Genomic DNA, 25,376 nt, shown 5'->3' with positions numbered 1-25,376 from the left:
TAAATGAAGGGTAACAGAAAGCTAATCCTGAGAGCAGCTAATCACTGCCGTCTTGCCACGTTACGGCACCATGAGGTGATGAATTGATTGTTATAATAATCAATTCATAATTAGGGTGGTATCGCGAGTTAACTCTCGTCCCTTTTATAGGGACGGGAGTTTTTTATATTTAAGGAGGAAAATACAATGAAACAACTAACAGGCGCACAAATTCGTCAAATGTTTTTAGACTTTTTCCAAGAAAAAGGACATGCAGTAGAACCTAGTGCATCACTAGTTCCACATGAAGATCCATCTCTTCTATGGATTAACAGTGGTGTAGCAACATTAAAAAAATATTTTGATGGACGCGTAATTCCGCAAAATCCACGTATTACAAATGCTCAAAAATCAATTCGTACAAACGATATTGAAAACGTAGGGAAAACAGCTCGTCACCATACATTCTTTGAAATGTTAGGGAACTTCTCAATCGGTGATTACTTCAAAGAAGAAGCAATTACTTGGGCTTGGGAATTTCTAACGAGCGACAAATGGATCGGATTCGATAAAGAATTACTATCTGTTACAATTCATCCGGAAGATGAAGAAGCATTCACAATTTGGAATGAGAAAATGGGTGTTCCAAAAGAACGCATCATCCGTTTAGAAGAAAACTTCTGGGATATCGGTGAAGGACCAAGTGGACCGAATACAGAAATTTTCTATGACCGCGGTGAAGCTTACGGTAATGACTTTAGTGATCCAGAATTATATCCGGGCGGAGAAAACGAGCGTTACTTAGAAGTATGGAACCTTGTATTCTCTCAATTTAACCATAACCCAGACGGTTCATATACGCCGCTTCCTAAGAAAAATATCGATACAGGGATGGGTCTAGAGCGTATGACATCTATCGTTCAAGATGTGCCTACGAACTTTGATACAGACCTATTCATGCCGATGATTGGTGCAACAGAATCAATTTCTGGTGAGAAGTATCGTAATGGCGATTTAGAAAAAGATATGGCGTTTAAAGTAATTGCTGACCATATCCGTACAGTAACATTCGCTGTTGGTGACGGTGCTCTTCCATCTAACGAAGGCCGTGGTTATGTATTACGTCGTTTATTACGCCGTGCTGTTCGTTATTCTAAGAAATTAAATATCAACCGTCCATTCATGTTTGAATTAGTACCGGTTGTTGGAGAAGTAATGAAAGACTTCTATCCAGAAGTACTTGAAAAGAAAGATTTCATCGCAAAAGTTGTGAAGAATGAAGAAGAGCGTTTCCATGAAACACTTCATGATGGTGAATCAATTTTAGCTGAAGTAATTGCAAAAGCGAAAGAAGAAAAAACAACTGTTATTTCTGGCGTAGATGCGTTCCGTCTATACGACACGTACGGTTTCCCGATTGAATTAACAGAAGAATATGCAGAAGAAGCTGGTATGACAGTTGATCAAGCAGGCTTTGAAAATGAAATGGAGAAACAACGTGAGCGTGCACGTGCTGCTCGTCAAGACGTTGACTCTATGCAAGTTCAAGGCGGTGTACTTGGTGAAGTTAAAGTAGTGAGCGAATTCGTTGGTTACGGTACAGTTGCAACAGAAAGTAACGTTGTTGCACTTGTGAAAAATGGTGAGTACACAGATAGCCTACAAGCAGGTGAAGAAGGACAATTAATGCTTGATGTAACGCCATTCTACGCTGAGAGCGGTGGGCAAATTGCAGACCGTGGTTACCTTCTTGCTGACGGCGTGAAAGTTGTTGTAAAAGATGTACAAAAAGCACCAAATGGTCAAAACTTACACAAAGTAGTTGTGGAAGAAGGTACATTAACGAAAGATGCGGCTGTAAAAGCTCTTATCGATACGAAAAACCGTAGTAGCGTTGTGAAAAACCATACAGCAACTCACTTACTACACCAAGCGTTAAAAGATGTACTTGGAACGCATGTTAACCAAGCGGGTTCTCTTGTAACATCTGAACGTTTACGTTTTGACTTCTCTCACTTCGGTCAAGTACAAGCTGACGAATTAGAAAAAATTGAGCGTATCGTAAACGAAAAAATTTGGGAAAGTATTGATGTTGCGATTTCTCAAAAAGCAATCGAAGAAGCGAAAGAAATGGGCGCAATGGCATTATTCGGTGAAAAATACGGTGATGTTGTACGCGTTGTACAAGTAGGCGATTACAGCTTAGAACTTTGCGGTGGTTGTCACGTTGATAACACAGCTTCTATCGGTATTTTCAAAATCGTTGCTGAGTCTGGTATCGGTGCAGGAACTCGTCGTATTGAGGCGGTAACTGGTAAGTCTGCATACGAATTAATGAACGATCAAGTAGGTTTATTAAAAGAAGCAGCAGGAAAAATGAAAACAAATCCGAAAGATATTTTAACGAGAGTAGATGGTTTATTTGCTGAAGTGAAACAACTTCAAAAAGAAAATGAATCTCTTGCTGCGAAATTAAGCAATATCGAAGCTGGAAACTTAACTGATTCAGTAATGACAGTTGATGGCGTGAACGTATTAGCGGCGAAAGTAAATGTTGCAGATATGAACAACTTACGTACAATGATGGACGACCTTAAAAATAAATTAGAGTCTGTAGTTGTTGTATTAGCGTCTGTAAATGACGATAAAGTAAATATTTTAGCTGGCGTAACGAAAGATTTAATTAGTCAAGGTTACCATGCAGGTAAACTTGTGAAAGAAGTAGCTTCTCGTTGTGGAGGAGGCGGTGGTGGCCGTCCTGACATGGCTCAAGCAGGTGGTAAAAACCCAGCGCAAGTAGAGGAAGCTTTAGCATTTGTACAAGAGTACGTTAAATCTGTTTCAAAATAAAGAGATAGTAGTGTACAATGGTAGGGAGAGGAGAAGTTCTTCTCCCTATACTTACTACTTACAAGTGAGGTGCTTGAAATGGACGGTTTTGATAAAACAATGAAGTTTAGCATTCAAGATGAAAAACAGAGTGTCCATGTAAATGATGTACTTTTAACTGTGTATGATGCACTTCAAGAAAAAGGTTATAATCCGATTAACCAAATCGTCGGTTATTTATTAAGTGGAGATCCAGCATACATACCTCGCCATAAAGATGCACGAAGCATCGTTCGCAAGCTTGAACGTGATGAGATAATTGAAGAGCTTGTGAAGTCTTACTTGAAACATCATCGTGAGGAGTAGTTTATGCGGATATTAGGTTTAGATGTTGGTACTAAAACAGTCGGTGTTGCAATGAGCGATGAAATGGGCTGGACAGCACAAGGGCTGGAAACAATCAGGATTAACGAAGAACGAGGCCACTTTGGTTTTGATCGTATTTCTGAGTTGGTAAAACAGTACAATGTGGACAAAATAGTAGTAGGTTTACCTAAAAATATGAATGGTACAATCGGCCCTCGTGGTGAAGCGTGCCAGCAATTTGCAGAAAACCTGCGAAATCTGTTACAATTAGAAGTTGTAATGTGGGACGAGCGTTTGTCGACGATGGCAGCGGAACGTCTGCTCATTTCAGCTGATGTGAGCCGTAAGAAGCGAAAACAGGTAATCGATAAGATGGCTGCAGTCGTGATCTTACAAGGATTTTTAGATAGTAAATAAGAGGTGACCAAAATGGAAGAAAATCAAATTACAATTGTAGACGAAAAAGGAAACGAACATTTATGTGAAATTATTTTCACTTTTGATGCTGAAAAATTCGGCAAAAAATCTTACGTAGTCTTCTCTCCAATCGGTGAAGTAGACGAAGATGGAGACCAAATCTTCGATGCAATGGCATACGAGCAAAGTGAAGACGAGGGCGGAACATTACTTTCAATTGAATCTGAAGAAGAGTGGGAAATGGTACAAGAAATGTTTAACACTCTTGCTGATGAGCAAGAAGAAGAATAGTAATGGATAAAAAGGCGAACTGTGTACACAGTTCGCCTTTTTTGTATTCATATGCAAAATGACAGATTTTTTGTCGAAACTACTTAATTGTTTATAGTATAATAAGACGGGTTGTATGAAAAAAAGGCTTTAAATGAGCAGCTGTCACCAATTATTTAGAAATGATTGGTTTTGCTTTATGTTTGTAGGGCATTGTATAGAGGAAGTGTATATGGTCTACAATTGAATAAGGAGGAAGAATTTTGGTAGAGAATCAAGTGAAGAAGAAGCGTAGACGCATTTTTTTAATTTCGATTATCGCACTGCTTTTAGTTTGTGGATCAGTCTATGCGTATATTTCATCTGCATTAGGGCCAGTTGATAGTGGAAATAAAAAAGAGATTGAGGTAGAGATTCCAAAGGGGTCATCTACAAGTGAAATCGGTGAGATTTTAGAAGAAAAAGGTGCTGTGAAAAGCGGTACAGTTTTTAGTTTTTATACGAAATTTAAGTCAAAAAGCTTACAAGCAGGTACATATTTATTAAATCCTTCGATGAGTGCTAACGATGTTATTGAGCAAATGTCATCTGGCAACGTACATCGTCCGGCTCTTTATAAAGTGACGATTAAAGAAGGGGCGCAAGTAACTGAAATCGCTGAAGTGATTGCGGCAGAATTAAAGTGGAATAAAGATGATGTTGTGCGTCAATTAAACGATAAAGCATTTATTCAAAAAATGCAGCAAAAGTATCCGAAGCTATTAACGGATAAAATTTTTGATAGTAACATTAAATATCCACTAGAAGGATACTTATATCCAGCAACGTATTCTTTCTATAAAAAGGATACAAAGTTAGAAGAAATTGTAATCCCGATGCTTGAGAAAACAAATGCAATTATTGTTCAAAATGAGGCGAAAATGAAAGCGAAGAACTGGGATGTGCATCAACTTCTCACGTTGTCTTCACTTATTGAAGAAGAGGCCACTGGCTTTACTGATCGCCAGAAAATCTCTAGTGTTTTCTATAATCGTTTAGCGAAAGGTATGCCGCTTCAAACGGATCCGACGGTATTATACGCGCTTGGAAAGCATAAACAACGTGTATTATACGAAGACTTGAAAGTAAACTCACCGTACAATACGTATGTTGTGAAAGGATTGCCAGTTGGACCGATTGCAAACTCTGGTAAACATTCAGTGGAAGCAGCGTTAGATCCTGCGCAAACAGATTATTATTATTTCTTAGCTGCACCAAGTGGTGAAGTGTATTATGCGAAAACATTAGAAGAACATAATGCATTAAAGCAAAAATACATTACGAAAAAACAGTGAAATGGGGAGGGGTAGCGAAAAAGGTCGCACATCCCTCTTTTTTGTGGTAAAATATATCGGGTTAAAAACTGGCAGAAGAATCGTTTTTAATATCAAAACGGGACGTACAAGCTAAGGGTGAAACTGGCTTGTATTTTTATTGCATTCTATGTGTGAAAAGACAAATGTTGACGCGTCATAGAGGCACTTCTCCATGTAAATAAGGAGGACCAATTATGGAGGATGCAGTTAACGAGTACCTATTATCATTTATTGATCCAAAAGATAAATTAATTCTTGAAATGGAAGAGTATGCAACTGAAAACCATGTGCCGATTATGGATCGACTTGGAATGGAATTTATGCTGCAATTTTTACGTTTAATTGGACCGGAAAGTATTTTAGAACTTGGAACAGCAATCGGTTATTCTAGTATTCGTATGATGCAAGCTATTCCGAACTCTCGCATTGTGACAGTAGAGCGCAATCGTGAACGATATGAAAAGGCACTTGAATATATAGAATGTTCCCCGGTAACAGACCGTATTTCTGTTATTTACGGTGATGCTTTAGAAACGGGCGAACAAGTGAAAGAACATGGAACATTTGATGTTATTTTTATTGATGCAGCGAAAGGGCAGTATCGTCGCTTTTTTGACTTATACGAACCGTTATTAAATCCAGGTGGCGTTATTATTTCAGATAACGTTATGTACCATGGTCTTGTGACGACAAAAGAGAAAATTGAAAATAGACGTACGCGTGGTTTGATTCGTCGTATTAAGACGTACAATGAATGGCTTATGAACCATGAAGGATATGATACAACGATTTTCCCAATTGGCGATGGAGTGGCTGTAAGTAAAAAGAGAGGGTGACAAAGTATGAAGAAACCTGAATTGTTAGTAACGCCTAGAGCGGTGGCGGATATTGAACCTCTTGTGAAAGCAGGGGCAGATGCAGTAATGGTTGGTGAACAAAAGTTTGGTTTACGTTTGGCAGGAGAGTTTTCACGTGAAGATGTGAAACAAGCTGTAAACATTGCGCATGAAAATGGTGTGAAAGTATACGTTGCAATGAATGCAATGTTCCACAATGATAAAGTGGAAGAATTAACGGACTACGTTGCCTTTTTAAATGAGATAAATGTAGATGCGATTGTTTTCGGAGATCCAGCGGTATTAATGGCTGTTCGTGAAGTTGCACCAAATATGCAACTGCACTGGAATACAGAAACGACAGCAACAAACTGGTTTACTTGTAACTATTGGGGGCAAAGAGGCGCGAAACGCGCTGTATTAGCTCGTGAGCTTAGCTTAGATGAGATTGCTGAATTAAAAGAAAATGCTGAAGTGGAACTTGAAGTACAAATTCACGGTATGACTTGCATGTTCCAATCGAAGCGTTCACTAGTAGGAAACTACTTTGAGTATCAAGGGCGTAATCTCGACATCGAAAAGAAAAAGTATGAAGAGAATATGTTCTTATACGACCCAGAACGTAATAACAAATATCCAATTTATGAAGATGAAAATGGTACTCACATTATGAGTCCGAATGATATTTGTTTCATCGATGAGTTAGAGGAACTAATCGATGCTGAAGTCGATAGCTTAAAAATTGATGGTGTCCTAAAGAGTTCTGAATACATTATTGAGGTAACGAAGAAATATCGTAAGGCGATTGATTTGTGTGTAGAAGATCGTGATGCGTATTATGACGTGAAAGATGATTTATTTAAAGAGATAGAAGAAATACAACCGGTAAATCGTCCGTTAGATACAGGATTCTTCTTTAAAGAAACGGTTTACTAAACGAGGAGGGTGTAGGAAATGACTGTACAAGAAATTTCACGAGTGATCGATGGCAAACGCGTTATTGTGAAAAAACCTGAACTGTTAATCCCTGCGGGTAACTTAGAAAAATTAAAAGTAGCTATCCATTATGGGGCAGATGCTGTATATTTAGGTGGACAAGAATTTGGTCTTCGTTCTAATGCAGGTAACTTTACGCTGGAAGACATGGCAGAAGGCGTTGAATTTGCAAAGAAATATGGAGCAAAAATATACGTAACAACAAATATTTTTGCACATAATGAAAATATGGATGGGCTAGAGGAATATTTAAAAGGGATTGAAAAAGCTGGCGTAACGGGAATTATCGTTGCCGATCCGCTTATTATTGAGACATGTAAACGTGTAGCGCCTTCTGTTGAGGTGCATTTAAGTACACAACAATCACTATCCAACTGGAAAGCAGCACAGTATTGGAAAGAAGAAGGTTTACATCGTCTTGTATTAGCTCGTGAAGCAAGCTATGAAGAAATGAAAGAAATTAAAGAAAAAGTTGATATTGAAATTGAAGCATTCGTCCATGGTGCAATGTGTATCGCGTATTCAGGGAGATGTACATTAAGTAACCATATGACAGCGCGTGACTCTAACCGTGGTGGTTGTTGTCAATCTTGCCGCTGGGATTATGATTTAGTTCAAACGGTATCACAACATAAAGATGCAAAAGAGCTTCCTCTATTCCAAGAAGAAGATGCTCACTTTGCGATGAGCCCAAAAGATTTAAATTTAATCTTATCCATTCCGAAAATGATTGAAATTGGAATTGATAGCTTAAAAGTTGAAGGACGTATGAAATCTATCCATTACGTAGCGACTGTAGCAACTGTATATCGTAAAGTAATTGATGCGTATTGTGCGGATCCGGATAACTTTGAGTTTAAACAAGAATGGTTAGATGAGCTTGATAAATGTGCAAATCGTGATACAGCTCCTGCATTCTTTGAAGGGGTTCCAGGACATCAAGAGCAAATGTTTGGAAATCATAGTAAGAAAACAACGTATGATTTTGCTGGTTTAGTGTTAGATTATAATGAAGAAACGGGAATCGTAACGCTTGAGCAACGTAATCACTTCAAACCAGGACATGAAGTGGAGTTCTTTGGGCCAGAAATAGAAAACTTTACGCAGACGGTGGAGAAAATTTGGGATGAGGATGGAAACGAATTAGATGCAGCGAGACATCCGTTGCAAATCGTGAAATTCAAAGTGGATCAACCAGTGTATGTGAATAATATGATGCGCAAAAACATACTTCAATAAGAAAGAGTGGTAGTCGAATGGGGACGAATAAGCCTGTTGTAATTGGAATCGCTGGTGGTTCAGGATCAGGAAAAACAAGTGTAACGAAAGCGATTTTTGACCATTTTAAAGGTCATTCCATTTTAATCTTGGAGCAAGATTATTATTACAAAGATCAAAGCCATTTACCAATGGAAGAACGTTTAAAAACAAATTACGATCATCCGTTAGCGTTTGATAATGATTTGTTAATTGACCATTTGCAGCAGTTGCTTGCATATGAGCAAGTGGAAAAGCCTATATATGACTATACAGTGCATACGCGTTCAGAAAAAATTATTCCAGTTGAGCCGAAAGATGTAATTATTTTAGAAGGAATTCTTATTTTAGAAGACCCACGTCTTTGTGAGTTAATGGATATTAAGGTGTTCGTTGATACAGATGCGGACCTTCGTATTTTACGCCGCATGCAGCGCGATATTGAAGAGCGCGGTCGTACAATGGATTCAGTTATTGACCAATACGTAAACGTTGTACGACCAATGCATAATCAATTTATTGAGCCTTCTAAGAAATTTGCGGATATTATTATACCTGAAGGTGGACAAAACCATGTTGCAATTGATATTATGGTTACAAAAATTGCAACAATTCTTGAACAAAAAGTAAATTTGTAATAGCATAGTAAAAGATATACGATAGGAAGGGATTTTTTCCCTTCTTATCGAATACAATGAAACATGAAACCTCACCTACCAATAGGTGAGGGCATATTTATATCAACTTTCCATACATACCTTCTTTACATAAGGAAGAATTGGAGAATAAGGGGTTGTATGTGACAACTCCACTAGTGCACGTGTGCTAGAAACCTCCGCTATATATAAGCGGAGGAGTTTTCATATGGAACTCCTCTTTTTTTCAGGGGATTGGTATATAAAAGGAGTGGAAAACATGGCAACAGAAAAAACATACCCTATGACGCAAGAGGGTAAGCAAAAACTAGAGAACGAAGTTGAACAATTAAAAACAGTAAGACGTAAAGAAGTTGTAGAGCGTATTAAAATCGCACGTAGCTTCGGAGATCTTTCTGAGAACTCTGAGTACGATGCAGCGAAAGATGAGCAAGCATTCGTTGAAGGGCGTATTACACAACTAGAAAATATGATTCGTAACGCAGTTATCATTCAAGATAATGGTGAAGAGTCTACAGTTGTAACATTAGGTAAAACAGTAACATTTAAAGAGTTACCAGGTGGAGACGAAGAAGCGTACACAATCGTAGGTAGCGCAGAAGCTGATCCATTTGAAGGAAGAATTTCTAACGATTCTCCAATCGCAAAAAGCTTATTAGGTAAGCAAATTGGTGAGAAGGTAGCAATCCAAACACCGGGCGGAGAAATGCAAGTAGAGATTATCTCTGTAAAATAACGTAAAAATCACTCGTGTGAAAACGAGTGATTTTTTATTTGTATAAAAGGTGAAACACCTCGTCTAAACTACAATAGACGAGGTGTTTTTTATGAAAATGAAACGGAGAATTATAATTGTTTTAATTTGTTTTATGTGTGTGATTTTTTTATTACTTTGTCGTTTAATCCAAATACAGATTATAGATACGGAATCCTTTACAAATCGAAATATCAATTTGATTGAAAAAAGTGTTACGCAACGAACACAATCACTTACAGTAGATAATGGAAGAGGGCATTTTACAGATCGAAATGGTAAGGAAATTGGTGAAGAGAAATATCCAGTCTTAATTGTTTTTCCATTTTTACAAATAAAAAATGACATGTTAGAGAAAATTGCGCATATCATTGGTGTGTCGAGGCCAGAGATAAGACTGCAAATGAAAAATAAGAATCAAGCATTTATATTACGAAGGGGGAATATCCCATTTCAATTAACGCTCGAGCAAATGGAGAAGGTAAATCAATTAGATATTTTAGGTATTGTAGCAGCAGAAGTTCGACTGAAGCAAACGGGAGAGGCAAATCATTTAATGGGTGATGTGGGAGAGAATGAACAGGAGTTTCAAAAGCGTTATGGAGAAATGAAAAAAACTTCGAAACAAACGCCAATTGGTATTTCGGGATTGCAACAATCATTTGATGAATTTTTACTGACTGATGGAGAAGCGAAAGTACTATATCAAGTGGATCGACAGGGAGAACCGATTTTTGGGAAGCAGGCGAAATACACTTCACCAGGAAATCCGTTTTATCCAGTTACTATTCAAACAACAATACATAAAACGTTGCAACGACGAGCAGAGAAGATTATAGATGAAAACAAAATAAAAAAAGGTGGGTTAGTATTACTAGACATAAAGAATAGTGAAGTTTTAGCAATGGTAAGTAAGCCTTCTTTACAGATGAATGATAGGAGGATATATAAAGCTACACTTGAAAATCAAATGTTAACTCCTCATTTTCCGGGGTCTGTTTTTAAAACAGTAGTTGCAGCAGCAGGAATTGATGAGAATTTGGTGCGGTTTAATCGTACATTTAACTGTAATACGGATTTATACGGTGAAAATCTTCCGCAAGTTATGATGGGATCATTAAACTTTAAGGAAAGCTTTGCTAGAAGCTGTAATCGAACGTTTGCCGTGTTAGGTGATGAACTAATGCAAAAGGATAGGGAAGTATTAGAGACGTATTTAGAGGCCTTAGGAGCAAGTAAGAAGGTAGGGTGGAAAGGTTCGGTATTTCATACACCAGAATTTGAGCAATTACCAGAAGAAAAGAGTGCTATTATTTGGGGGAGCGAAGAAAATAAAGATAGTAGAAAAGCGATTGCTCAAACGATGGTCGGACAAAAAGATGTACGTGTGTCACCTCTAGCTATAGCGAATATGATGGCGACAATTGCTAGAGGTGGAGAGAAGATGGAAGTGAAAGCTGTGAAAAAAATAGTGTATAAAAATGGAACCGACTTTTTTACATTTGAAAATCATAAATTAAATGGGAAACAGCTTTCTTATGAAACGATGAAAAAATTACAACAGTTGTTAAGAGGCGTTGTAACGATGGAGAAAGGAACGGGAATCGCATTCCGTTCGTTGCCACTAACTGTCGCTGGAAAATCTGGGACGGCACAAACAGGAAAAGGAGAGACGGTGAATCGCTGGTTTGCAGGTTATTTTCCATATGAAAACCCAAGATATGCTTTAGTTGTAGTTGATATAGAAACAGATAACGTAAATGTAGTTACACCAGCTTTTGCAGAAATGGTAGAAGCAATTCATCAATTAGAAATTGAAAAGTAATCTTGCAATTATTTATGAAATGTTTTCATTTCGTGAAAATATTATTGTAAATGTTCAACCTTTCTAGATTTAATGTTACAATAGCAAGTATGAAAAACTGCATGGAGGTTTGAAGAATGGCAGGAGGATCTAGATTCCAACAGAAACAACAAAAACGTCGTCAAAACGGTGTTTTAAATATTGCAATCGCAATTGTATTAATATTAGTAGTTATTGTATCATATCAATTGTTTGTTCCTGAAAGAAAAGAGCAAGCGTCTTCTAGTGATAAAAAAGTAACTCAGCAAACAACAAAAGAGAATAAAGCTGAGAAAGCTAAAGGTAAAGAAGAGACGAAGAAGAACGAGCAAGAGAAAGCAGAGGCTAAGAAGAAGGAAGAAGAGAAGCTAAAGGCTGAAGAAGAAAAGAAAAAAGCTGAAGAGGAAGCGAAAGCTAACGAGAAAGTAACAGCTGAAAAAACACAGCCAAAGGCAACAGATGCGTATACGAAATCCTCTTGGAAGCCAGTAGGCACAGAGCAAGGTGCAACACCTGCGATGACGTTTAACAAAGGTACAGCAGATTGGAATGAGATGAATAAAGCGATTTCCGCTGCAATTGACGTTCCGGTAGAGCAATTAGTTATTCATAGAATCGGAAATAATGGTAAGAATAAAGCTTACGGTAACGTACAAGATAAGCAATCAGGTAAAAAATATTATGTAAATATTGATTGGGTAGAAAATGAGGGCTGGAAACCAGTGCTTGTTCAAACTCTAAACTAAAAAAGAGAGGCTCTTATGAGCCTCTCTTTTTTAGTTAGCGTAATTTCTTTAATTTAAAATGAACAACCGCACTATAATAAGGTCTTTTGCTTTCAGGATCCATAACCATTTGATGTGAGATGTGATGTACTTCGAGCATAAGTGCTTTATTATTATCAATTTGCTCACTAATTTTTTTTTCTAAAGAAGCTAAGTCCGCCGCTTCAAAAAACTCTACTTTATCTTCTAACATTTCAAAGGTAAATGACACGAAGACGACCCCTCTCCTATGTAATCACCTATAGTGTAACAAAGAAAAGAAGGAAATACTACGTACATTTCAATTGACATTTTTAGAAAGAGGGAATATCATACTGATAAAACCGATAAGAAAAAGGGGAATTTTTATGGGAACAGAATTTAATGGTTTATTTGATGAATGGGCTCATACGTACGACTCATTTGTACAAGGCGAAGATATACAATATAAAGAAGTTTTCGCCCGTTATGAGGACATTTTAGAGGATGTAGTTAACAAGTCATTTGGCAACGTATTAGAATTTGGTGTTGGTACTGGCAATTTAACAAATAAATTATTACTTGCCGGCCATACAGTTTACGGTATAGAACCGTCACGCGAAATGCGTACTATTGCTAAAGAGAAATTACCAAAAGAGTTTTCAATTACAGAAGGTGATTTTCTTTCATTTGAAGTTCCAAATTCAATTGATACTATTGTGAGCACCTATGCATTTCATCATTTAACAGATGAAGAAAAAGACGTAGCAATTGCGAAGTATAGTCAATTGCTAAACAAAGGTGGTAAAATAGTGTTTGCTGATACGATATTTGCAGATCAAGATGCATATGATAAAACTGTCGAAGTAGCAAAACAAAGAGGTTTTCATCAGTTAGCAAACGATTTGCAAACAGAATACTATACACGTATTCCGATCATGCAATCTATTTTTGAAAACAATGGCTTCCACGTAACGTTTACGAGATTAAATCATTTCGTTTGGGTAATGGAGGCAACTAAGCAATAGAAAGAGGGATTAGATTGAGAATTGCTGTAATTGGAGCAATGGAAGAAGAAGTACGTATTTTACGTGACAAACTAGAACAAGCAGAAACAGAAACTGTTGCAGGTTGTGAATTTACGAAAGGGCTATTGGCAGGACATGAAGTAATCTTGCTAAAGTCTGGTATTGGTAAAGTAAATGCAGCGATGTCAACGACAATTTTATTAGAAAAATATAAGCCTGAAAAAGTAATTAATACTGGTTCAGCTGGTGGATTCCACCACTCTCTAAATGTTGGTGATGTAGTTATTTCAACAGAAGTTCGTCACCATGACGTAGATGTAACAGCATTTAACTACGAATATGGTCAAGTGCCAGGAATGCCACCTGGATTTAAAGCTGATGAGACATTAGTTGCATTAGCTGAGAAATGTATGCAGGCAGAAGAAAATATTCAAGTTGTAAAAGGTATGATTGCAACAGGTGATTCATTTATGAGTGATCCGAACCGTGTTGCAGCAATTCGTGATAAATTTGAAGATCTTTATGCAGTAGAAATGGAAGCAGCAGCTGTTGCGCAAGTATGCCACCAATATGAAGTTCCGTTTGTTATTATTCGTGCACTTTCTGATATTGCTGGTAAAGAATCAAATGTTTCATTTGATCAATTTTTAGATCAAGCAGCTCTTCATTCTACAAACTTTATCGTAAAAGTACTAGCAGAGTTAAAGTAATGTAACAAAAAGGCAACTTTCTCATATAAAGAAAATACATACAGTTGCCTTTTCTTTATTGGCAAATAAGGGGGAGAACACGATGAATGTATATCGTGGAGTTCATGAGTTGATTGGCCATACACCAATCGTGGAAATTACTCGTTTTTCACTTCCGAAAGGAGTCCGTTTATTTGCAAAGCTTGAATTTTACAACCCAGGCGGAAGCGTTAAGGATCGTTTAGGAAGAGAATTAATCGAAGATGCGTTAGAAAAAGGGCTTGTTGCAGAGGGCGGAACAATCATTGAACCGACGGCTGGAAATACCGGCATTGGACTGGCACTTGCAGCGTTAGAACATGATTTACGCGTCATTGTTTGTGTACCAGAGAAATTTAGTATTGAAAAACAAGAATTAATGAAAGCGCTAGGTGCCAAGGTCGTGCATACACCGACTGAGCAAGGAATGACCGGCGCAATTGCAAAGGCAAAAGAACTAGTAAAGGAAATACCAAATTCATACTCTCCAAGTCAGTTTGCTAATGAAGCAAACCCTCGTGCTTATTTCAAAACACTAGGTCCTGAACTTTGGGACGCACTGAATGGAGAGATTAACATATTTGTTGCGGGTGCAGGAACTGGCGGTACGTTTATGGGAACTGCGTCTTATTTAAAAGAAAAAAATATTGATATTAAGACGGTTATTGTAGAACCAGAAGGATCTATTTTAAATGGTGGTAAAGCTGGTTCACATGAAACAGAAGGCATTGGTCTTGAATTCATTCCACCATTTTTAAAAACATCTTATTTTGATGAAATTCATACGATTTCTGATCGAAATGCATTTTTACGAGTAAAAGAATTAGCACAAAAAGAAGGCCTTTTAGTTGGGAGCTCTTCAGGAGCAGCATTTCATGCAAGCTTACTTGAGGCAGAGAAAGCAGCACCAGGTACAAATATTGTAACGATTTTTCCTGATAGTAGTGAACGCTATTTAAGTAAAGACATATACAAAGGGTGGGAATAAAAAATGAGAGCAAAGACAAAGTTAATTCATGGTATTCGCATAGGAGAACCTTCAACTGGATCTGTAAACGTGCCGATATATCAAACGAGTACGTACAAACAAGAAGCAGTTGGTAAGCACCAAGGATATGAATATTCTAGAACTGGTAATCCAACTCGTTCAGCTTTAGAAGAAATGATTGCAGTGTTAGAAAATGGTCATGCAGGATTTGCATTTGGTTCAGGAATGGCAGCTATTACAGCAACTATTATGCTATTCTCAAAAGGAGATCACGTCATTTTAACAGATGATGTTTATGGCGGGACGTACCGCGTTATTACAAAAGTACTAAACCGTTTCGGCATTGAGCATACATTTGTAGATACAACAAACCTAGAGGAAGTTGTAGAAGCAATTCGCCCAAATACGAAAGCGATTTATGTGGAAACACCAACGAATCCATTACTGAAAATTACTGATATTAAGAAAATATCCACTCTTGCTAAAGAAAACGATTTATTAACAATTATTGATAACACATTCATGACGCCATATTGGCAGTCGCCAATTTCTTTAGGAGCAGACATTGTACTTCATAGTGCAACGAAATATTTAGGTGGGCATAGTGATGTAGTTGCAGGCCTAGTAGTTGTAAATAGCCCGCAACTAGCAGAAGACCTTCATTTCGTACAAAACTCAACAGGAGGTATTCTTGGACCACAAGATAGCTTCTTACTACTTCGCGGTTTAAAAACATTAGGAATTCGTATGGAAGAGCATGAAATAAATTCACGCGCAATTGCTGAGTTTTTAAATAACCATCCGAAAGTAAATAAAGTATATTATCCAGGTCTTGAATCACATCAAAATCACGAATTAGCAACAGAACAGGCGAATGGATTTGGTGCAATCATCTCATTCGATGTAGATAGTGAGGAAACATTAAATAGAGTACTTGAGAAGTTACAATACTTCACACTTGCTGAAAGCTTAGGAGCAGTAGAAAGTTTAATTTCTATTCCGTCACAAATGACACACGCGTCTATTCCGGCTGATCGCCGTAAAGAATTAGGGATTACAGATACACTAATTCGTATTTCTGTCGGTATTGAAGATGGTGAAGATTTGATTGAAGATTTAGCACAAGCGTTAGCATAATGAGAAAGTACTGCTTATAGAGCAGTACTTTTTAAAATTTTTTTGTGAAAAATTTCACAAAATGGACATACACAAATAAAATGATTTCATGTATAGTGAAGTCATGAAATATTACTCACGAACAATCTTGTGAAAAACTTCACAAACAATGAGATTCATGTAGGAAGGTAACTCTATTTTTTTACGCTAATCGGGACTTTTTATAGCCTGTAGAGACTTATAAAGTCCAAGATAGCAGAATAGGAGGAAATTTACATGGTAGTCAAAGAGAAAGTTGTAAATGAAATGCAAGAGGTAAAAGAGATGATTGATACGTTAGTAGATAACGGTCAAAAAGCTTTACAAGCATTAGAAGGTTTTACACAAGAGCAAATTGACAACATTGTTCATGAAATGGCGCTTGCAGGTGTTGATCAACATATGCCACTTGCGAAGTTGGCTGTTGAAGAAACGGGTCGTGGTGTATATGAAGATAAATGCATTAAAAATATTTTTGCCACTGAATATATTTGGCATACTATAAAGAAAGACAAGACGGTAGGAATTATTCATGAAGATCCTCATGAAGAAATAATAGAAATTGCGGAACCGGTTGGTGTAGTAGCTGGAGTAACGCCAGTAACCAACCCAACGTCGACAACGATGTTTAAAGCATTAATCGCGATAAAAACGAGAAATCCAATTATTTTCGCTTTCCATCCTTCTGCACAAAAATGTTCTATTGCAGCAGCGAAAACAGTATACGATGCTGCATTGAAGGCTGGTGCACCAAAGCACTGCATTCAATGGATTGACAGACCTTCTGTTGAAGCAACGAAACAATTAATGAATCATGAAGGTGTTGCGCTCGTTCTAGCAACTGGAGGAGCTGGTATGGTGAAATCGGCGTATTCTACTGGCAAACCAGCGTTAGGTGTAGGTCCAGGTAATGTACCCTGTTATATAGAGAAATCGGCACATGTAAAACGTGCTGTTAATGATTTGATTTTATCGAAAACATTTGATAACGGTATGATTTGTGCGTCAGAACAAGCTATCATTGTAGATAAGGAAATCTATAATGATGTTAAAACAGAAATGATTGCAAATAATTGTTATTTTGTAACAGAAGAAGAGAGAAAAAACTTAGAAAAGCTTGTTATTAATGAAAATACATGTGCAGTAAATAGTGATATTGTTGGGAAATCAGCACAGTATATTGCCGAATTAGTAGGGATTACTGTGCCTGAAGATACAAAAATGCTTGTAGCTGAAATTAAAGGGATTGGATCGGCGTATCCACTATCTCGTGAAAAACTGAGTCCAGTATTAGCTTGTGTAAAAGCAAATTCATTAGAAGAAGGATTTACATATTGCGAAGAAATGCTAGACCTTGGCGGTTTAGGGCATTCAGCAGTCATCCATTCTACAAATAAAGAATTACAAAAACAATTTGGAATGCGTATGAAAGCTTGCCGTCTCATTGTAAATGCGCCTTCATCACAAGGGGGAATTGGTGATATATATAACGGATTTATTCCATCACTTACGCTTGGATGTGGTTCCTACGGAAAAAACTCAGTTTCCCAAAATGTAACAGCTACTCATTTACTAAATATAAAAAGGTTGGCAAATAGAAAAAAGAATATGCAGTGGTTCAAATTACCACCAAAAATTTATTTTGAAAAACATGCTACAGCATATTTAGCGAACATGCCTAATATTTCACGTGCATTTATTGTAACGGATCCAGGAATGGTTGAGCATGGATATGTAGATACGGTCACGCACTATTTACGTAAACATGCAAATGATGTGAAAGTCGAGGTTTTCTTCGAGGTTGAGCCAGATCCATCAGATGAAACTGTTTTTAAAGGTGCGGAAATGATGAGAAGCTTTAAGCCAGATGTAATCATCGCACTTGGTGGCGGTTCAGCTATGGATGCAGCAAAAGGGATGTGGCTTTTCTATGAGCACCCCGAAACAACATTCTATGGAATTAAACAGAAGTTTTTAGATATAAGAAAACGTACATGTAAGTATCCGAACTTGGGAAATAAAGCGCAATTTGTTGCCATTCCAACAACATCAGGGACGGGATCAGAAGTGACGCCATTTGCGGTTATTACAGATAAGAAAAATAATATAAAATATCCGCTTGCGGATTATGAATTAACACCAGATGTAGCAATTGTTGATCCGCAATTTGTAATGACAGTACCACCTCATGTAACAGCAGATACCGGCATGGACGTATTAACGCATGCAATTGAGGCATATGTGTCTGTTATGGCAAATGACTATACGGACGGTTTAGCGTTAAAAGCAATTGATCTCGTATTTAAATATTTACCGAGAGCATATAAAGATGGAAATGATGAAGAGGCGCGAGAAAAAATGCATAACGCTTCTGCGATTGCGGGGATGGCATTTGCTAATGCTTTCCTTGGTATTAATCACAGTTTAGCACATAAACTTGGACCAGAATTCCATATTCCACACGGACGTGCAAATGCAATTCTTATGCCGCATGTAGTTCGCTATAACGCTATTAAGCCAAGGAAACACGCATTGTTCCCAAAATACGAGCATTTTGTGGCAGATGAACGCTATGCACATATTGCAAGAATGCTGGGGCTTCCAGCGAGTTCAACAGAAGAAGGTGTGGAATCACTTATCCAATCAATTATTGCGCTTGGAGAAAAATTGAATATTAATATGAGTATTGCAGGACAAGGAGTCGCTAAAGAACAATTTGAAGCGGTTGTTGGAATGTTAGCAGAAAGAGCGTTTGAAGATCAGTGTACAACAGCTAATCCAAAATTACCGCTCATTTCAGAGCTAAAAGAAGTCTATATGGAAGCGTATAAAGGCGTATAATAGATAAAAAAGAGCCGCATTTAAGCGGCTCTTTTTTACTTTGGAAAACATCTCCCAGTTTGGTTCTATTTACTTGTCTTTAAGCTTGATAGAATGTGATAAAGTGAGGATGGGAGTGATAAAGAGATGAAAGAATTACAAGAAAAAATAGCAGATTATACCCGTTTCGGACAAGTACTTTTATCTATAAGTACATTTTTAATGATCGGTTTATTAATTCCAAGTGGAGTCAAAGATATGGTGCAGTCTTTTGTTATGATGGGGAGTATTATTGTATTTTTAGTTCTTGCTTTTTTCTTCTTTAAGCGTGTTAGAATGATGCGTGACCAATTAGAGGAGAGCGAATATGAAGAAAATTGTTAAATAGGGCGCTACGAAAAGAAGAAATCTTTTTGTAGCGTTTTTTCATTTTTGTAGAAAATGTATGCGTTTCATATTGACAATGATAATCCTTATCAATTAAAGTAGAGTAGTAGTTAATGATTATCATTATCACTTAGGGGTGAAAGTATGAAAAAATCCATTACGCTGTTCACAGCGATCTTATCTATTTTTTTCTTATTAATAGGCTGCAGTGCAAAAGAAAACGAAAAAGCATCCGCAACAAAAACAGACAAAGGAACAGACAAAATCGAAATTACCGATCTCTCAGACAGAAAGATAACATTCAATAAAGTTCCTGAAAGTTTTGCGACGTTAAGTATGGGGGATATGAATATTATCCATGCTTTAGGAGGGAAAATCGTCGGTCGTCCAGATGCAAAAATTCCCCTTCCAGAAGATTTGCAAAAAACACAAGTAATTGGAAATGCACATCAGCCAAACTTTGAACAAATTGCTAGTATAAAGCCAGACGTACTTATTGCTAATAATGGGTTCCAAAAAAATATTCCAACGGTTGAAGGACAAGGAACAAAAGTAATCATTTCTTCAGCAAACTCTGTAAAAGATATTCAAAAGAGTATTGAAATGTATGGAACAGTAATGAAGAAAGAAGATAAAGCAAAAGAGCTTAACCAAAAAATTAATGATCAAATGAAGAAATATGAGAAAAAGAGCGATATTAAAGCATTGCTAGTTTATGGAGCACCAGGCACTTATTTAGCAGCATTACCAACATCTCTATCAGGGGATATTTTAGAAAAAACGGGCGGGAAAAATATCGCAGCTGGTTTTCCAGAAATGAAAGAGTATCCGCAATATGCACAGCTAAGTGTAGAACGTATTATTGAAGCAAATCCAGATGTGATTTATTTAATTACACATGGAGATCCCAATAGTGTGAAAAAAGCATTTGAAGGCGAAATGATGAAAAATGAAGCGTGGAAAAATTTAGATGCAGTAAAACAAAATCGTGTTGTTATTTTACCACCAGATTTATTTGGATCAAATCCTGGGACAAAAGTAACAGAAGCGATGGACTTTATGTATAAAAGTATACAAGATGTAAGGAAATGATAAGTATGGAGAGTAGTGAAATAGTAAGAGAAAAGGAACATCCTTTTGCGAGAAAAAGATGGATAATAACAGTTACTTTAGTCGTATTAACATTTCTAGGTCTTTTTTACGGTCTTTTCGCAGGGAGCTTATCTTTTTCTTTACGAGACATTATAGAGGGTATACAAGATGAAGGGTCAACAGTTCATCGAATTGTGTGGGATCTTCGCATACCGAGAGTGCTCGTTGGGTTTATAGTAGGAACATGTTTAGCTACATCTGGAGCATTACTGCAAGGGGTTATGAGAAACCCTCTTGCAGACCCTGGAATTATTGGAGTTTCATCAGGAGCAGGCCTTGTAGCAATAATAATCATGATTTTATTTCCACAGCATATGGCTTTCTTACCGCTAGGAGCTTTTTTAGGAGCTTTCATAACAGCGATGGTCATTTATGCTTTATCATGGCAAAAAGGGGCACCGCCTTCAAGAATCGTCTTAGTAGGTGTGTCAATCAATGCATTAATTGGTGCAGCAACGTCAGCATTAATGTTATTACATAGTGATAAAGTACAATCCGTGTTACCGTGGTTAGCTGGCGGTATTGGTGGTGTGAGCTGGGCTCATTTAAATATGATTATTTACTATGCAATATTCGCTATTATATTAGCTTTCTTCGGTATTAAACACATTCGAGTATTAATGCTCGGAGATGAAATGGCGAAATTATTAGGGCATAACGTGGAAAGAAGCCGGTTTTATTTAATAGTAGTAAGTACATTATTAGCTGGAATTGCGGTTAGTGTTTCCGGACTTATTGGATTTGTCGGTCTTGTTGTACCGCATATGTTACGTTTATTAGTTGGAAATGACTATAAATATTTACTGCCATTATCATGCCTTGGTGGTGGGATATTACTTGTTTTTGCGGATGTGATAGCTCGAAGTTGGTTCGATCCAATCGAATTGCCTGTTGGTATTTTATTGTCCTTCTTAGGTGGTCCGTTCTTCTTATATTTAATCCATAGAGGAGGAAAACAACGTGATTTCCGTTAACAAAGTGTTTTACGCACATTCTGAAAGATTTCAAATGCAAAATATGAATATACATATTAAAGCTGGAGAAATCGTTAGTTTAATCGGTCCGAATGGATCGGGGAAATCTACTTTGCTTCGTTTAATAGCACGGCTACTTAAACAAAGCGAAGGAGACATCATTTTAGATGGGGAAAATATTCATATGATGAAGAGTGCAGATGTAGCGAAGCAATTAGCAATGTTACCACAAATGCACGATCATCAATTAGATTTAACAGTGAAAGAACTAATAGAGTTCGGAAGAGGTCCTCATAAATCATGGAGTAGTCGCTTAAATAAAGAAGATGAAGAAATTGTTGATTGGGCATTGTCTGTTACAAATCTTGAAGGATATGAATATCGTCTTTTACAATCCTTATCAGGAGGAGAAAGGCAACGTGCTTGGATTGCAATGACGCTTGCACAACGCACAAATGTCTTACTATTAGATGAACCAACAACCTTTTTAGATATCGTCCACCAGTTAGAAGTAATGGAACTTGTTAAACGATTAAACGAAGAGTTTGGTATGACGATTGTAATGGTTTTACATGATATTAATCAAGCGGCTCAATATAGCGATCGTTTACTCGTATTAAAGCGAGGAAAGATTCAGTATGACGGGGTACCAGAAGAAGTATTATGTCATCAAATGTTTCAGCGTGTATTTGGCATAGAAGTAGATATTTTTCAAGGAAGCGACAAGCCATTTTTTACACCGAAACGAATTTCTAAAAAAGGAGAAGCGAGATGCAAACAGAAGAGCGTATTACCACTGAATTAGTAAGAGAATTTGTTATGGCAGCTCACGGAGATCTAGAAAAAGTACAGGAACTGTTAGCTGAATCGCCAAGCTTACTTCATGCCGCCTATAATTGGGGTGGCTCAGATTGGGAAAGTGCTTTAGGAGCAGCTGCACATGTAGGTCGTAAAGATATTGCTCTTTATTTACTGGAAAAAGGAGCTCGGATGGATATTTTTGCAGCGGCTATGCTTGGGGAACTTGAAGTCGTACAAGTTATTTTAGTAGTACAACCAGAAGCATTATTTGCACCTGGTCCGCATGGTATCTCGCTACTTCAACATGCACGAATGGGTGGAGAAAAAGCTCAGCGTGTATTTGAGTACTTAACAGTGCTTTCTTAACGACCGCAAAGTTCTTATGTGCGGTAAACTTTCCACTCAAAAGATTGGAAGGTTTACCGCCCGTTAGAACGGGATAAGTATCTAGTATATATGAAAATCCTACACCCCCTCAATTGTAGTTTTCTTTATACTAGTTATGATATGGATGCAGTAGACACTCTTTTGTCTACTGCTTTTTTTTGATATAATACATTTTTATAAGACTGAATTTTCTTTCTTTTTTCAACTTTCTTGATAAAAATTATTTAACACTTAAGTAGTTTGAAATATATAGTTATGTAATGAGGTTCAAAATGATGGGAGTGAATAAAAGAGTGTTTCATACAAATCGTTTACAATTTCGCAAATATACAATGGATGATTTACCGTTTTATGCTTCTTTATGGGGGGATGAGAAGGTAATGCGCTATATTGGAAATGGAACGTTAAAAACATATATGCAATGTAAAAAAAGTTTGGAGGAGCGGGTACTTCCAAATTATAAAAATGGTCTCGGTTTATTTGTAATGATTGAAAAGGAAACAGGGATACGAATTGGTCATGCAGGGCTTGTCAAGCAGAAGGTAGATGGAAAAGAGGAAATTGAGATTGGCTATTGGCTACTTCCTAAGTATTGGGGGAAGGGGTATGCGAAAGAGGCTGCGGCAGCATTTCGAGACTATGGTTTTCAAGCATTACAAATGAATAAATTAATTTCACTTATTAATCCGAATCACCCAGCTTCAATATTTGTTGCTAGAAAAACAGGGCTTAGTTATGAGAAAACAACTTCATTTCATGAGATGGATGTTCTCGTTTATGCTATTAAGCGGGTTGGATGAAAAAAGGTGAATTGCATCTTTTGGAGAATGGTATATAAAAAATAAAGGGGGGATTACATGTATATTTATCATAATGGACTTATTATTCGTGAAGGAACGAATGGAGTGCCAGCATATGCGATTAAGACATTATTTGAAGATGCCGGTTGGAGTAATGAAAATATCCCTTCTTGGCAAATTGAAAAATTTACGATAGCATTTGAAAATTCCACATGGGCTTTCACAATTTGGGATGAAGAAGAAATGGTCGCGATGGTTAGAGTGATTTCTGATCAAATCATGGTTGCTAACATAGTAAATTTAGTTGTGAAGTGTGAGTATAGGGGAAAAGGGTTAGGTAAGAAACTTGTAGCTCTTTGTTTACAAAAGCTGCCGCATGGTGATTGGTTTGCGCATACATCCGCTAACAATTTTGATTTTTATAGAAGTTGTGGTTTTGAAGTAAGAGAGTTATCAAGAAATGGAACATGTGCGTACTACGGGTATCAAGTGGCAAAAAAGGATGGGCATCGATAAAAATATAAGGCAGTGAAGAAAAAGGATCGCTATTTTAATAATATAAACTGAACTGAGACTTATTTTGTGATAAAATAAAAGAAAATTCAGTTTATTAAACGGGGGATAAAAATGAATATAAAAGTCGGGGATGTATTTAAATACGAAAGAAGGTTTACGGAGGAAGAAGTTTTTGAATTTGCAAATATTACAGGCGATAAAGGTAGACATCATATGGAATATGATGAGAATGGGCGATTAATGGTTCATGGTCTATTGACTGCTAGCATTGGTACGAAAGTAGGAGAAGAGTTACATTACATAGCGAGGGAATTAGTAAGTGAATTTATTAGGCCGGTTTTTACAGGTGATACGATTACTTGTGAATTAACATTAACAAATATTGAGCAAATGGAAGGATATAAAAAAGTTTCAATTGAGTCCGTTTATCGCAATCAACATGAAAAGACCGTACTAGTTGGGACGAGTTATGGAATTATAAGGGAATAAAAAAGAAGCCTGTTAAAATTTCACATTTAGGTCATAGATGTTAAACTCAATAAAATCAAAGGTAGGAACATATTTGATATGTACAAAATGTTCCTACCTTTTTATTATAGGGGTATCGCCATATAAAGCGCCGGTTTGCTAAATTCTCAGGATTCTAACACTTCGCATAAATCTGTCCTTATAGGGCAAAATATGTAAGGTATTGTGCTGGAAAGCACTTGCCTATTCTAAATAAGGAGTGAGATGAGTGGCTGATAAAAACGAACGTAACCGTGTCGATAATGATGCTGGCGAAGCGGTAGGAACTGGTGTCGGTGCTGTCGCTGGAGCTGCTTTGGGTTCTGTTCTTGGTCCACTTGGTACCGTTGCAGGAGCTGTTGCAGGAGGAGCGATGGGTAACAAAGTCGGCGAAGGTGCCGATGAGGCTAATGACAGTGTTGCGAACCGAGAAGATTAGACTTTAACCAAAGTGACACTGAATGAATTGGATTCCCAAAAAGGGAGTCCTTTTTTTATTAAGCTAATTCAGCTTTTTTAGGTAAATTCCCAGTAAGATTGTGAATCAATTCACTTAAAATAACGGGTGCGTTAGTTCAACAAGCGGTTCTGGTGCAAAAATAAAATAAAAGAGAATAAAGCGCATATATCCCTAACGGAATCGTATCTTATGGTGCAAGTCCAAACAATTGATGGATGAATTCTTCCTGATTTTGGACAGACTGGTTGGACTTATCCCCGTCAAGTAGACAACTGTAAAAAAGACTATGCAGCCATCGAAATTCGATATTCGATCGGAGCTCGATGATTGAGTCGTTTTTGGAATCGTTTGTAGTTATAATGATAGATGTAT

Annotated in this window: 28 protein-coding genes and 1 other annotated feature (1 of these 29 running past the window's edge); of the genes, 26 read left to right on the top strand and 2 right to left on the bottom strand. The window is 37.2% G+C overall.

Annotation, left to right across the window (positions count from 1 at the left end):
• Window positions 1–146 (top strand) — a binding site (T-box leader); it begins 73 nt to the left of the window's first position.
• A gap of 40 nt (window positions 147–186) precedes the next feature.
• The 12 genes from alaS to BWGOE10_RS21930 all read left to right on the top strand — a co-directional run bounded on the left by alaS (window position 187) and on the right by BWGOE10_RS21930 (window position 12,304).
• Window positions 187–2,829: an alanine--tRNA ligase gene (gene alaS, locus BWGOE10_RS21985; protein WP_070144952.1), complete on the top strand. Its 2,643-nt coding sequence runs from the start codon at window positions 187–189 to the stop codon at window positions 2,827–2,829.
• Window positions 2,830–2,907: 78 nt separating this feature from the next.
• Window positions 2,908–3,174 (top strand): IreB family regulatory phosphoprotein, encoded by a 267-nt coding sequence (locus BWGOE10_RS21980; RefSeq protein ID WP_000348591.1) that lies wholly within the window; start codon window positions 2,908–2,910, stop codon window positions 3,172–3,174.
• Between the two features lie 3 nt (window positions 3,175–3,177).
• Entirely contained in the window at window positions 3,178–3,591 is a 414-nt protein-coding gene (gene ruvX, locus BWGOE10_RS21975) for a Holliday junction resolvase RuvX (protein WP_001221204.1), read from the top strand.
• A gap of 12 nt (window positions 3,592–3,603) precedes the next feature.
• Window positions 3,604–3,882, top strand: a complete 279-nt coding sequence (locus tag BWGOE10_RS21970) for a DUF1292 domain-containing protein (protein ID WP_002015279.1) — start codon at window positions 3,604–3,606, stop codon at window positions 3,880–3,882.
• A 242-nt stretch (window positions 3,883–4,124) separates the two neighbouring features.
• Entirely contained in the window at window positions 4,125–5,195 is a 1,071-nt protein-coding gene (gene mltG, locus BWGOE10_RS21965) for an endolytic transglycosylase MltG (RefSeq protein ID WP_070144951.1), read from the top strand.
• 215 nt (window positions 5,196–5,410) lie between these two features.
• The gene (locus BWGOE10_RS21960) at window positions 5,411–6,052 is read left to right on the top strand and encodes an O-methyltransferase (RefSeq protein ID WP_002122686.1); all 642 of its coding nucleotides are present in this window, start codon (window positions 5,411–5,413) and stop codon (window positions 6,050–6,052) included.
• Between the two features lie 6 nt (window positions 6,053–6,058).
• Complete coding sequence (locus tag BWGOE10_RS21955; protein WP_070144950.1) at window positions 6,059–6,988, top strand: peptidase U32 family protein; 930 nt, start codon at window positions 6,059–6,061, stop codon at window positions 6,986–6,988.
• Window positions 6,989–7,006: 18 nt separating this feature from the next.
• Window positions 7,007–8,287, top strand: a complete 1,281-nt coding sequence (locus tag BWGOE10_RS21950) for a peptidase U32 family protein (RefSeq protein ID WP_002111968.1) — start codon at window positions 7,007–7,009, stop codon at window positions 8,285–8,287.
• A gap of 17 nt (window positions 8,288–8,304) precedes the next feature.
• Window positions 8,305–8,943 (top strand): uridine kinase, encoded by a 639-nt coding sequence (gene udk / locus BWGOE10_RS21945; RefSeq protein WP_002145642.1) that lies wholly within the window; start codon window positions 8,305–8,307, stop codon window positions 8,941–8,943.
• Window positions 8,944–9,220: 277 nt separating this feature from the next.
• Window positions 9,221–9,697: a transcription elongation factor GreA gene (gene greA / locus BWGOE10_RS21940; RefSeq protein ID WP_131232081.1), complete on the top strand. Its 477-nt coding sequence runs from the start codon at window positions 9,221–9,223 to the stop codon at window positions 9,695–9,697.
• A gap of 91 nt (window positions 9,698–9,788) precedes the next feature.
• Window positions 9,789–11,540, top strand: coding sequence for a peptidoglycan D,D-transpeptidase FtsI family protein (locus BWGOE10_RS21935; RefSeq protein ID WP_070144949.1), 1,752 nt, complete (start codon window positions 9,789–9,791; stop codon window positions 11,538–11,540).
• Between the two features lie 116 nt (window positions 11,541–11,656).
• On the top strand, window positions 11,657–12,304 hold the full coding sequence (locus BWGOE10_RS21930; RefSeq protein ID WP_070144948.1) for a YrrS family protein: 648 nt from the start codon (window positions 11,657–11,659) through the stop codon (window positions 12,302–12,304).
• 34 nt (window positions 12,305–12,338) lie between these two features.
• Here BWGOE10_RS21930 and BWGOE10_RS21925 read toward each other — a convergent pair whose 3' ends face one another.
• Entirely contained in the window at window positions 12,339–12,554 is a 216-nt protein-coding gene (locus BWGOE10_RS21925) for a YrzA family protein (protein WP_016106207.1), read from the bottom strand.
• Window positions 12,555–12,690: 136 nt separating this feature from the next.
• On the opposite strand from BWGOE10_RS21925, the gene BWGOE10_RS21920 reads away from it, so the two are divergent.
• The 14 genes from BWGOE10_RS21920 to BWGOE10_RS21855 all read left to right on the top strand — a co-directional run bounded on the left by BWGOE10_RS21920 (window position 12,691) and on the right by BWGOE10_RS21855 (window position 24,983).
• On the top strand, window positions 12,691–13,329 hold the full coding sequence (locus tag BWGOE10_RS21920; RefSeq protein ID WP_070144947.1) for a class I SAM-dependent methyltransferase: 639 nt from the start codon (window positions 12,691–12,693) through the stop codon (window positions 13,327–13,329).
• 14 nt (window positions 13,330–13,343) lie between these two features.
• Window positions 13,344–14,039 (top strand): 5'-methylthioadenosine/S-adenosylhomocysteine nucleosidase, encoded by a 696-nt coding sequence (gene mtnN, locus BWGOE10_RS21915; protein ID WP_070144946.1) that lies wholly within the window; start codon window positions 13,344–13,346, stop codon window positions 14,037–14,039.
• Window positions 14,040–14,121: 82 nt separating this feature from the next.
• Window positions 14,122–15,045 (top strand): O-acetylserine dependent cystathionine beta-synthase, encoded by a 924-nt coding sequence (locus BWGOE10_RS21910; protein WP_070144945.1) that lies wholly within the window; start codon window positions 14,122–14,124, stop codon window positions 15,043–15,045.
• Window positions 15,046–15,048: 3 nt separating this feature from the next.
• Window positions 15,049–16,182, top strand: coding sequence for a bifunctional cystathionine gamma-lyase/homocysteine desulfhydrase (locus BWGOE10_RS21905; protein WP_070144944.1), 1,134 nt, complete (start codon window positions 15,049–15,051; stop codon window positions 16,180–16,182).
• Window positions 16,183–16,437: 255 nt separating this feature from the next.
• Window positions 16,438–19,041, top strand: coding sequence for a bifunctional acetaldehyde-CoA/alcohol dehydrogenase (adhE, locus tag BWGOE10_RS21900; protein ID WP_070144943.1), 2,604 nt, complete (start codon window positions 16,438–16,440; stop codon window positions 19,039–19,041).
• Between the two features lie 126 nt (window positions 19,042–19,167).
• Window positions 19,168–19,404, top strand: coding sequence for a YrhC family protein (locus BWGOE10_RS21895; protein ID WP_070144942.1), 237 nt, complete (start codon window positions 19,168–19,170; stop codon window positions 19,402–19,404).
• A gap of 147 nt (window positions 19,405–19,551) precedes the next feature.
• Entirely contained in the window at window positions 19,552–20,499 is a 948-nt protein-coding gene (locus BWGOE10_RS21890; RefSeq protein WP_070144941.1) for an ABC transporter substrate-binding protein, read from the top strand.
• 5 nt (window positions 20,500–20,504) lie between these two features.
• Window positions 20,505–21,533, top strand: a complete 1,029-nt coding sequence (locus BWGOE10_RS21885) for a FecCD family ABC transporter permease (RefSeq protein WP_070144940.1) — start codon at window positions 20,505–20,507, stop codon at window positions 21,531–21,533.
• Window positions 21,520–22,338 carry an ABC transporter ATP-binding protein gene (locus tag BWGOE10_RS21880; RefSeq protein WP_070144939.1) on the top strand — a complete coding sequence of 273 codons (819 nt, stop codon included), beginning with the start codon at window positions 21,520–21,522 and terminating at the stop codon, window positions 22,336–22,338. The genes BWGOE10_RS21885 and BWGOE10_RS21880 overlap by 14 nt, the downstream gene beginning before the upstream one ends.
• Window positions 22,305–22,700, top strand: a complete 396-nt coding sequence (locus BWGOE10_RS21875; RefSeq protein WP_070144938.1) for an ankyrin repeat domain-containing protein — start codon at window positions 22,305–22,307, stop codon at window positions 22,698–22,700. Before BWGOE10_RS21880 ends, BWGOE10_RS21875 begins: the two co-directional genes overlap by 34 nt.
• Window positions 22,701–22,993: 293 nt before the next feature.
• The gene (locus BWGOE10_RS21870) at window positions 22,994–23,521 is read left to right on the top strand and encodes a GNAT family N-acetyltransferase (RefSeq protein WP_070144937.1); all 528 of its coding nucleotides are present in this window, start codon (window positions 22,994–22,996) and stop codon (window positions 23,519–23,521) included.
• 57 nt (window positions 23,522–23,578) lie between these two features.
• Entirely contained in the window at window positions 23,579–24,037 is a 459-nt protein-coding gene (locus tag BWGOE10_RS21865) for a GNAT family N-acetyltransferase (protein ID WP_070144936.1), read from the top strand.
• A 111-nt stretch (window positions 24,038–24,148) separates the two neighbouring features.
• Window positions 24,149–24,526 carry a MaoC/PaaZ C-terminal domain-containing protein gene (locus tag BWGOE10_RS21860; protein ID WP_070144935.1) on the top strand — a complete coding sequence of 126 codons (378 nt, stop codon included), beginning with the start codon at window positions 24,149–24,151 and terminating at the stop codon, window positions 24,524–24,526.
• Between the two features lie 247 nt (window positions 24,527–24,773).
• On the top strand, window positions 24,774–24,983 hold the full coding sequence (locus BWGOE10_RS21855; protein WP_000764044.1) for a glycine zipper domain-containing protein: 210 nt from the start codon (window positions 24,774–24,776) through the stop codon (window positions 24,981–24,983).
• Window positions 24,984–25,288: 305 nt separating this feature from the next.
• On the opposite strand, the gene BWGOE10_RS34085 is transcribed toward BWGOE10_RS21855, so the two are convergent.
• Window positions 25,289–25,372 (bottom strand): hypothetical protein, encoded by an 84-nt coding sequence (locus tag BWGOE10_RS34085; protein WP_367890491.1) that lies wholly within the window; start codon window positions 25,370–25,372, stop codon window positions 25,289–25,291.
• Between the last annotated feature and the right edge of the window lie 4 nt (window positions 25,373–25,376).

This window comes from Bacillus mycoides (assembly GCF_001757995.1).
In the GTDB taxonomy this organism is placed as follows: domain Bacteria; phylum Bacillota; class Bacilli; order Bacillales; family Bacillaceae_G; genus Bacillus_A; species Bacillus_A mycoides_B.
This window is presented reverse-complemented; position numbering and strand designations above follow the sequence as displayed.

Bases quoted from the DNA above. Each gene is read 5' to 3' on its own strand.
- adhE (WP_070144943.1), top strand. From the start codon at position 16,438: ATGGTAGTCAAAGAGAAAGTTGTAAATGAAATGCAAGAGGTAAAAGAG.
- BWGOE10_RS21980 (WP_000348591.1), top strand. From the start codon at position 2,908: ATGGACGGTTTTGATAAAACAATGAAGTTTAGCATTCAAGATGAAAAA.
- BWGOE10_RS21875 (WP_070144938.1), top strand. From the start codon at position 22,305: ATGCAAACAGAAGAGCGTATTACCACTGAATTAGTAAGAGAATTTGTT.
- BWGOE10_RS21860 (WP_070144935.1), top strand. From the start codon at position 24,149: ATGAATATAAAAGTCGGGGATGTATTTAAATACGAAAGAAGGTTTACG.
- BWGOE10_RS21935 (WP_070144949.1), top strand. From the start codon at position 9,789: ATGAAAATGAAACGGAGAATTATAATTGTTTTAATTTGTTTTATGTGT.
- udk (WP_002145642.1), top strand. From the start codon at position 8,305: ATGGGGACGAATAAGCCTGTTGTAATTGGAATCGCTGGTGGTTCAGGA.
- alaS (WP_070144952.1), top strand. From the start codon at position 187: ATGAAACAACTAACAGGCGCACAAATTCGTCAAATGTTTTTAGACTTT.
- BWGOE10_RS21905 (WP_070144944.1), top strand. From the start codon at position 15,049: ATGAGAGCAAAGACAAAGTTAATTCATGGTATTCGCATAGGAGAACCT.
- BWGOE10_RS21870 (WP_070144937.1), top strand. From the start codon at position 22,994: ATGATGGGAGTGAATAAAAGAGTGTTTCATACAAATCGTTTACAATTT.
- BWGOE10_RS21970 (WP_002015279.1), top strand. From the start codon at position 3,604: ATGGAAGAAAATCAAATTACAATTGTAGACGAAAAAGGAAACGAACAT.
- BWGOE10_RS21910 (WP_070144945.1), top strand. From the start codon at position 14,122: ATGAATGTATATCGTGGAGTTCATGAGTTGATTGGCCATACACCAATC.
- BWGOE10_RS21960 (WP_002122686.1), top strand. From the start codon at position 5,411: ATGGAGGATGCAGTTAACGAGTACCTATTATCATTTATTGATCCAAAA.
- BWGOE10_RS21930 (WP_070144948.1), top strand. From the start codon at position 11,657: ATGGCAGGAGGATCTAGATTCCAACAGAAACAACAAAAACGTCGTCAA.
- BWGOE10_RS21890 (WP_070144941.1), top strand. From the start codon at position 19,552: ATGAAAAAATCCATTACGCTGTTCACAGCGATCTTATCTATTTTTTTC.
- BWGOE10_RS21920 (WP_070144947.1), top strand. From the start codon at position 12,691: ATGGGAACAGAATTTAATGGTTTATTTGATGAATGGGCTCATACGTAC.
- greA (WP_131232081.1), top strand. From the start codon at position 9,221: ATGGCAACAGAAAAAACATACCCTATGACGCAAGAGGGTAAGCAAAAA.
- ruvX (WP_001221204.1), top strand. From the start codon at position 3,178: ATGCGGATATTAGGTTTAGATGTTGGTACTAAAACAGTCGGTGTTGCA.
- BWGOE10_RS21895 (WP_070144942.1), top strand. From the start codon at position 19,168: ATGAAAGAATTACAAGAAAAAATAGCAGATTATACCCGTTTCGGACAA.
- BWGOE10_RS21950 (WP_002111968.1), top strand. From the start codon at position 7,007: ATGACTGTACAAGAAATTTCACGAGTGATCGATGGCAAACGCGTTATT.
- BWGOE10_RS21865 (WP_070144936.1), top strand. From the start codon at position 23,579: ATGTATATTTATCATAATGGACTTATTATTCGTGAAGGAACGAATGGA.
- BWGOE10_RS21955 (WP_070144950.1), top strand. From the start codon at position 6,059: ATGAAGAAACCTGAATTGTTAGTAACGCCTAGAGCGGTGGCGGATATT.
- BWGOE10_RS21885 (WP_070144940.1), top strand. From the start codon at position 20,505: ATGGAGAGTAGTGAAATAGTAAGAGAAAAGGAACATCCTTTTGCGAGA.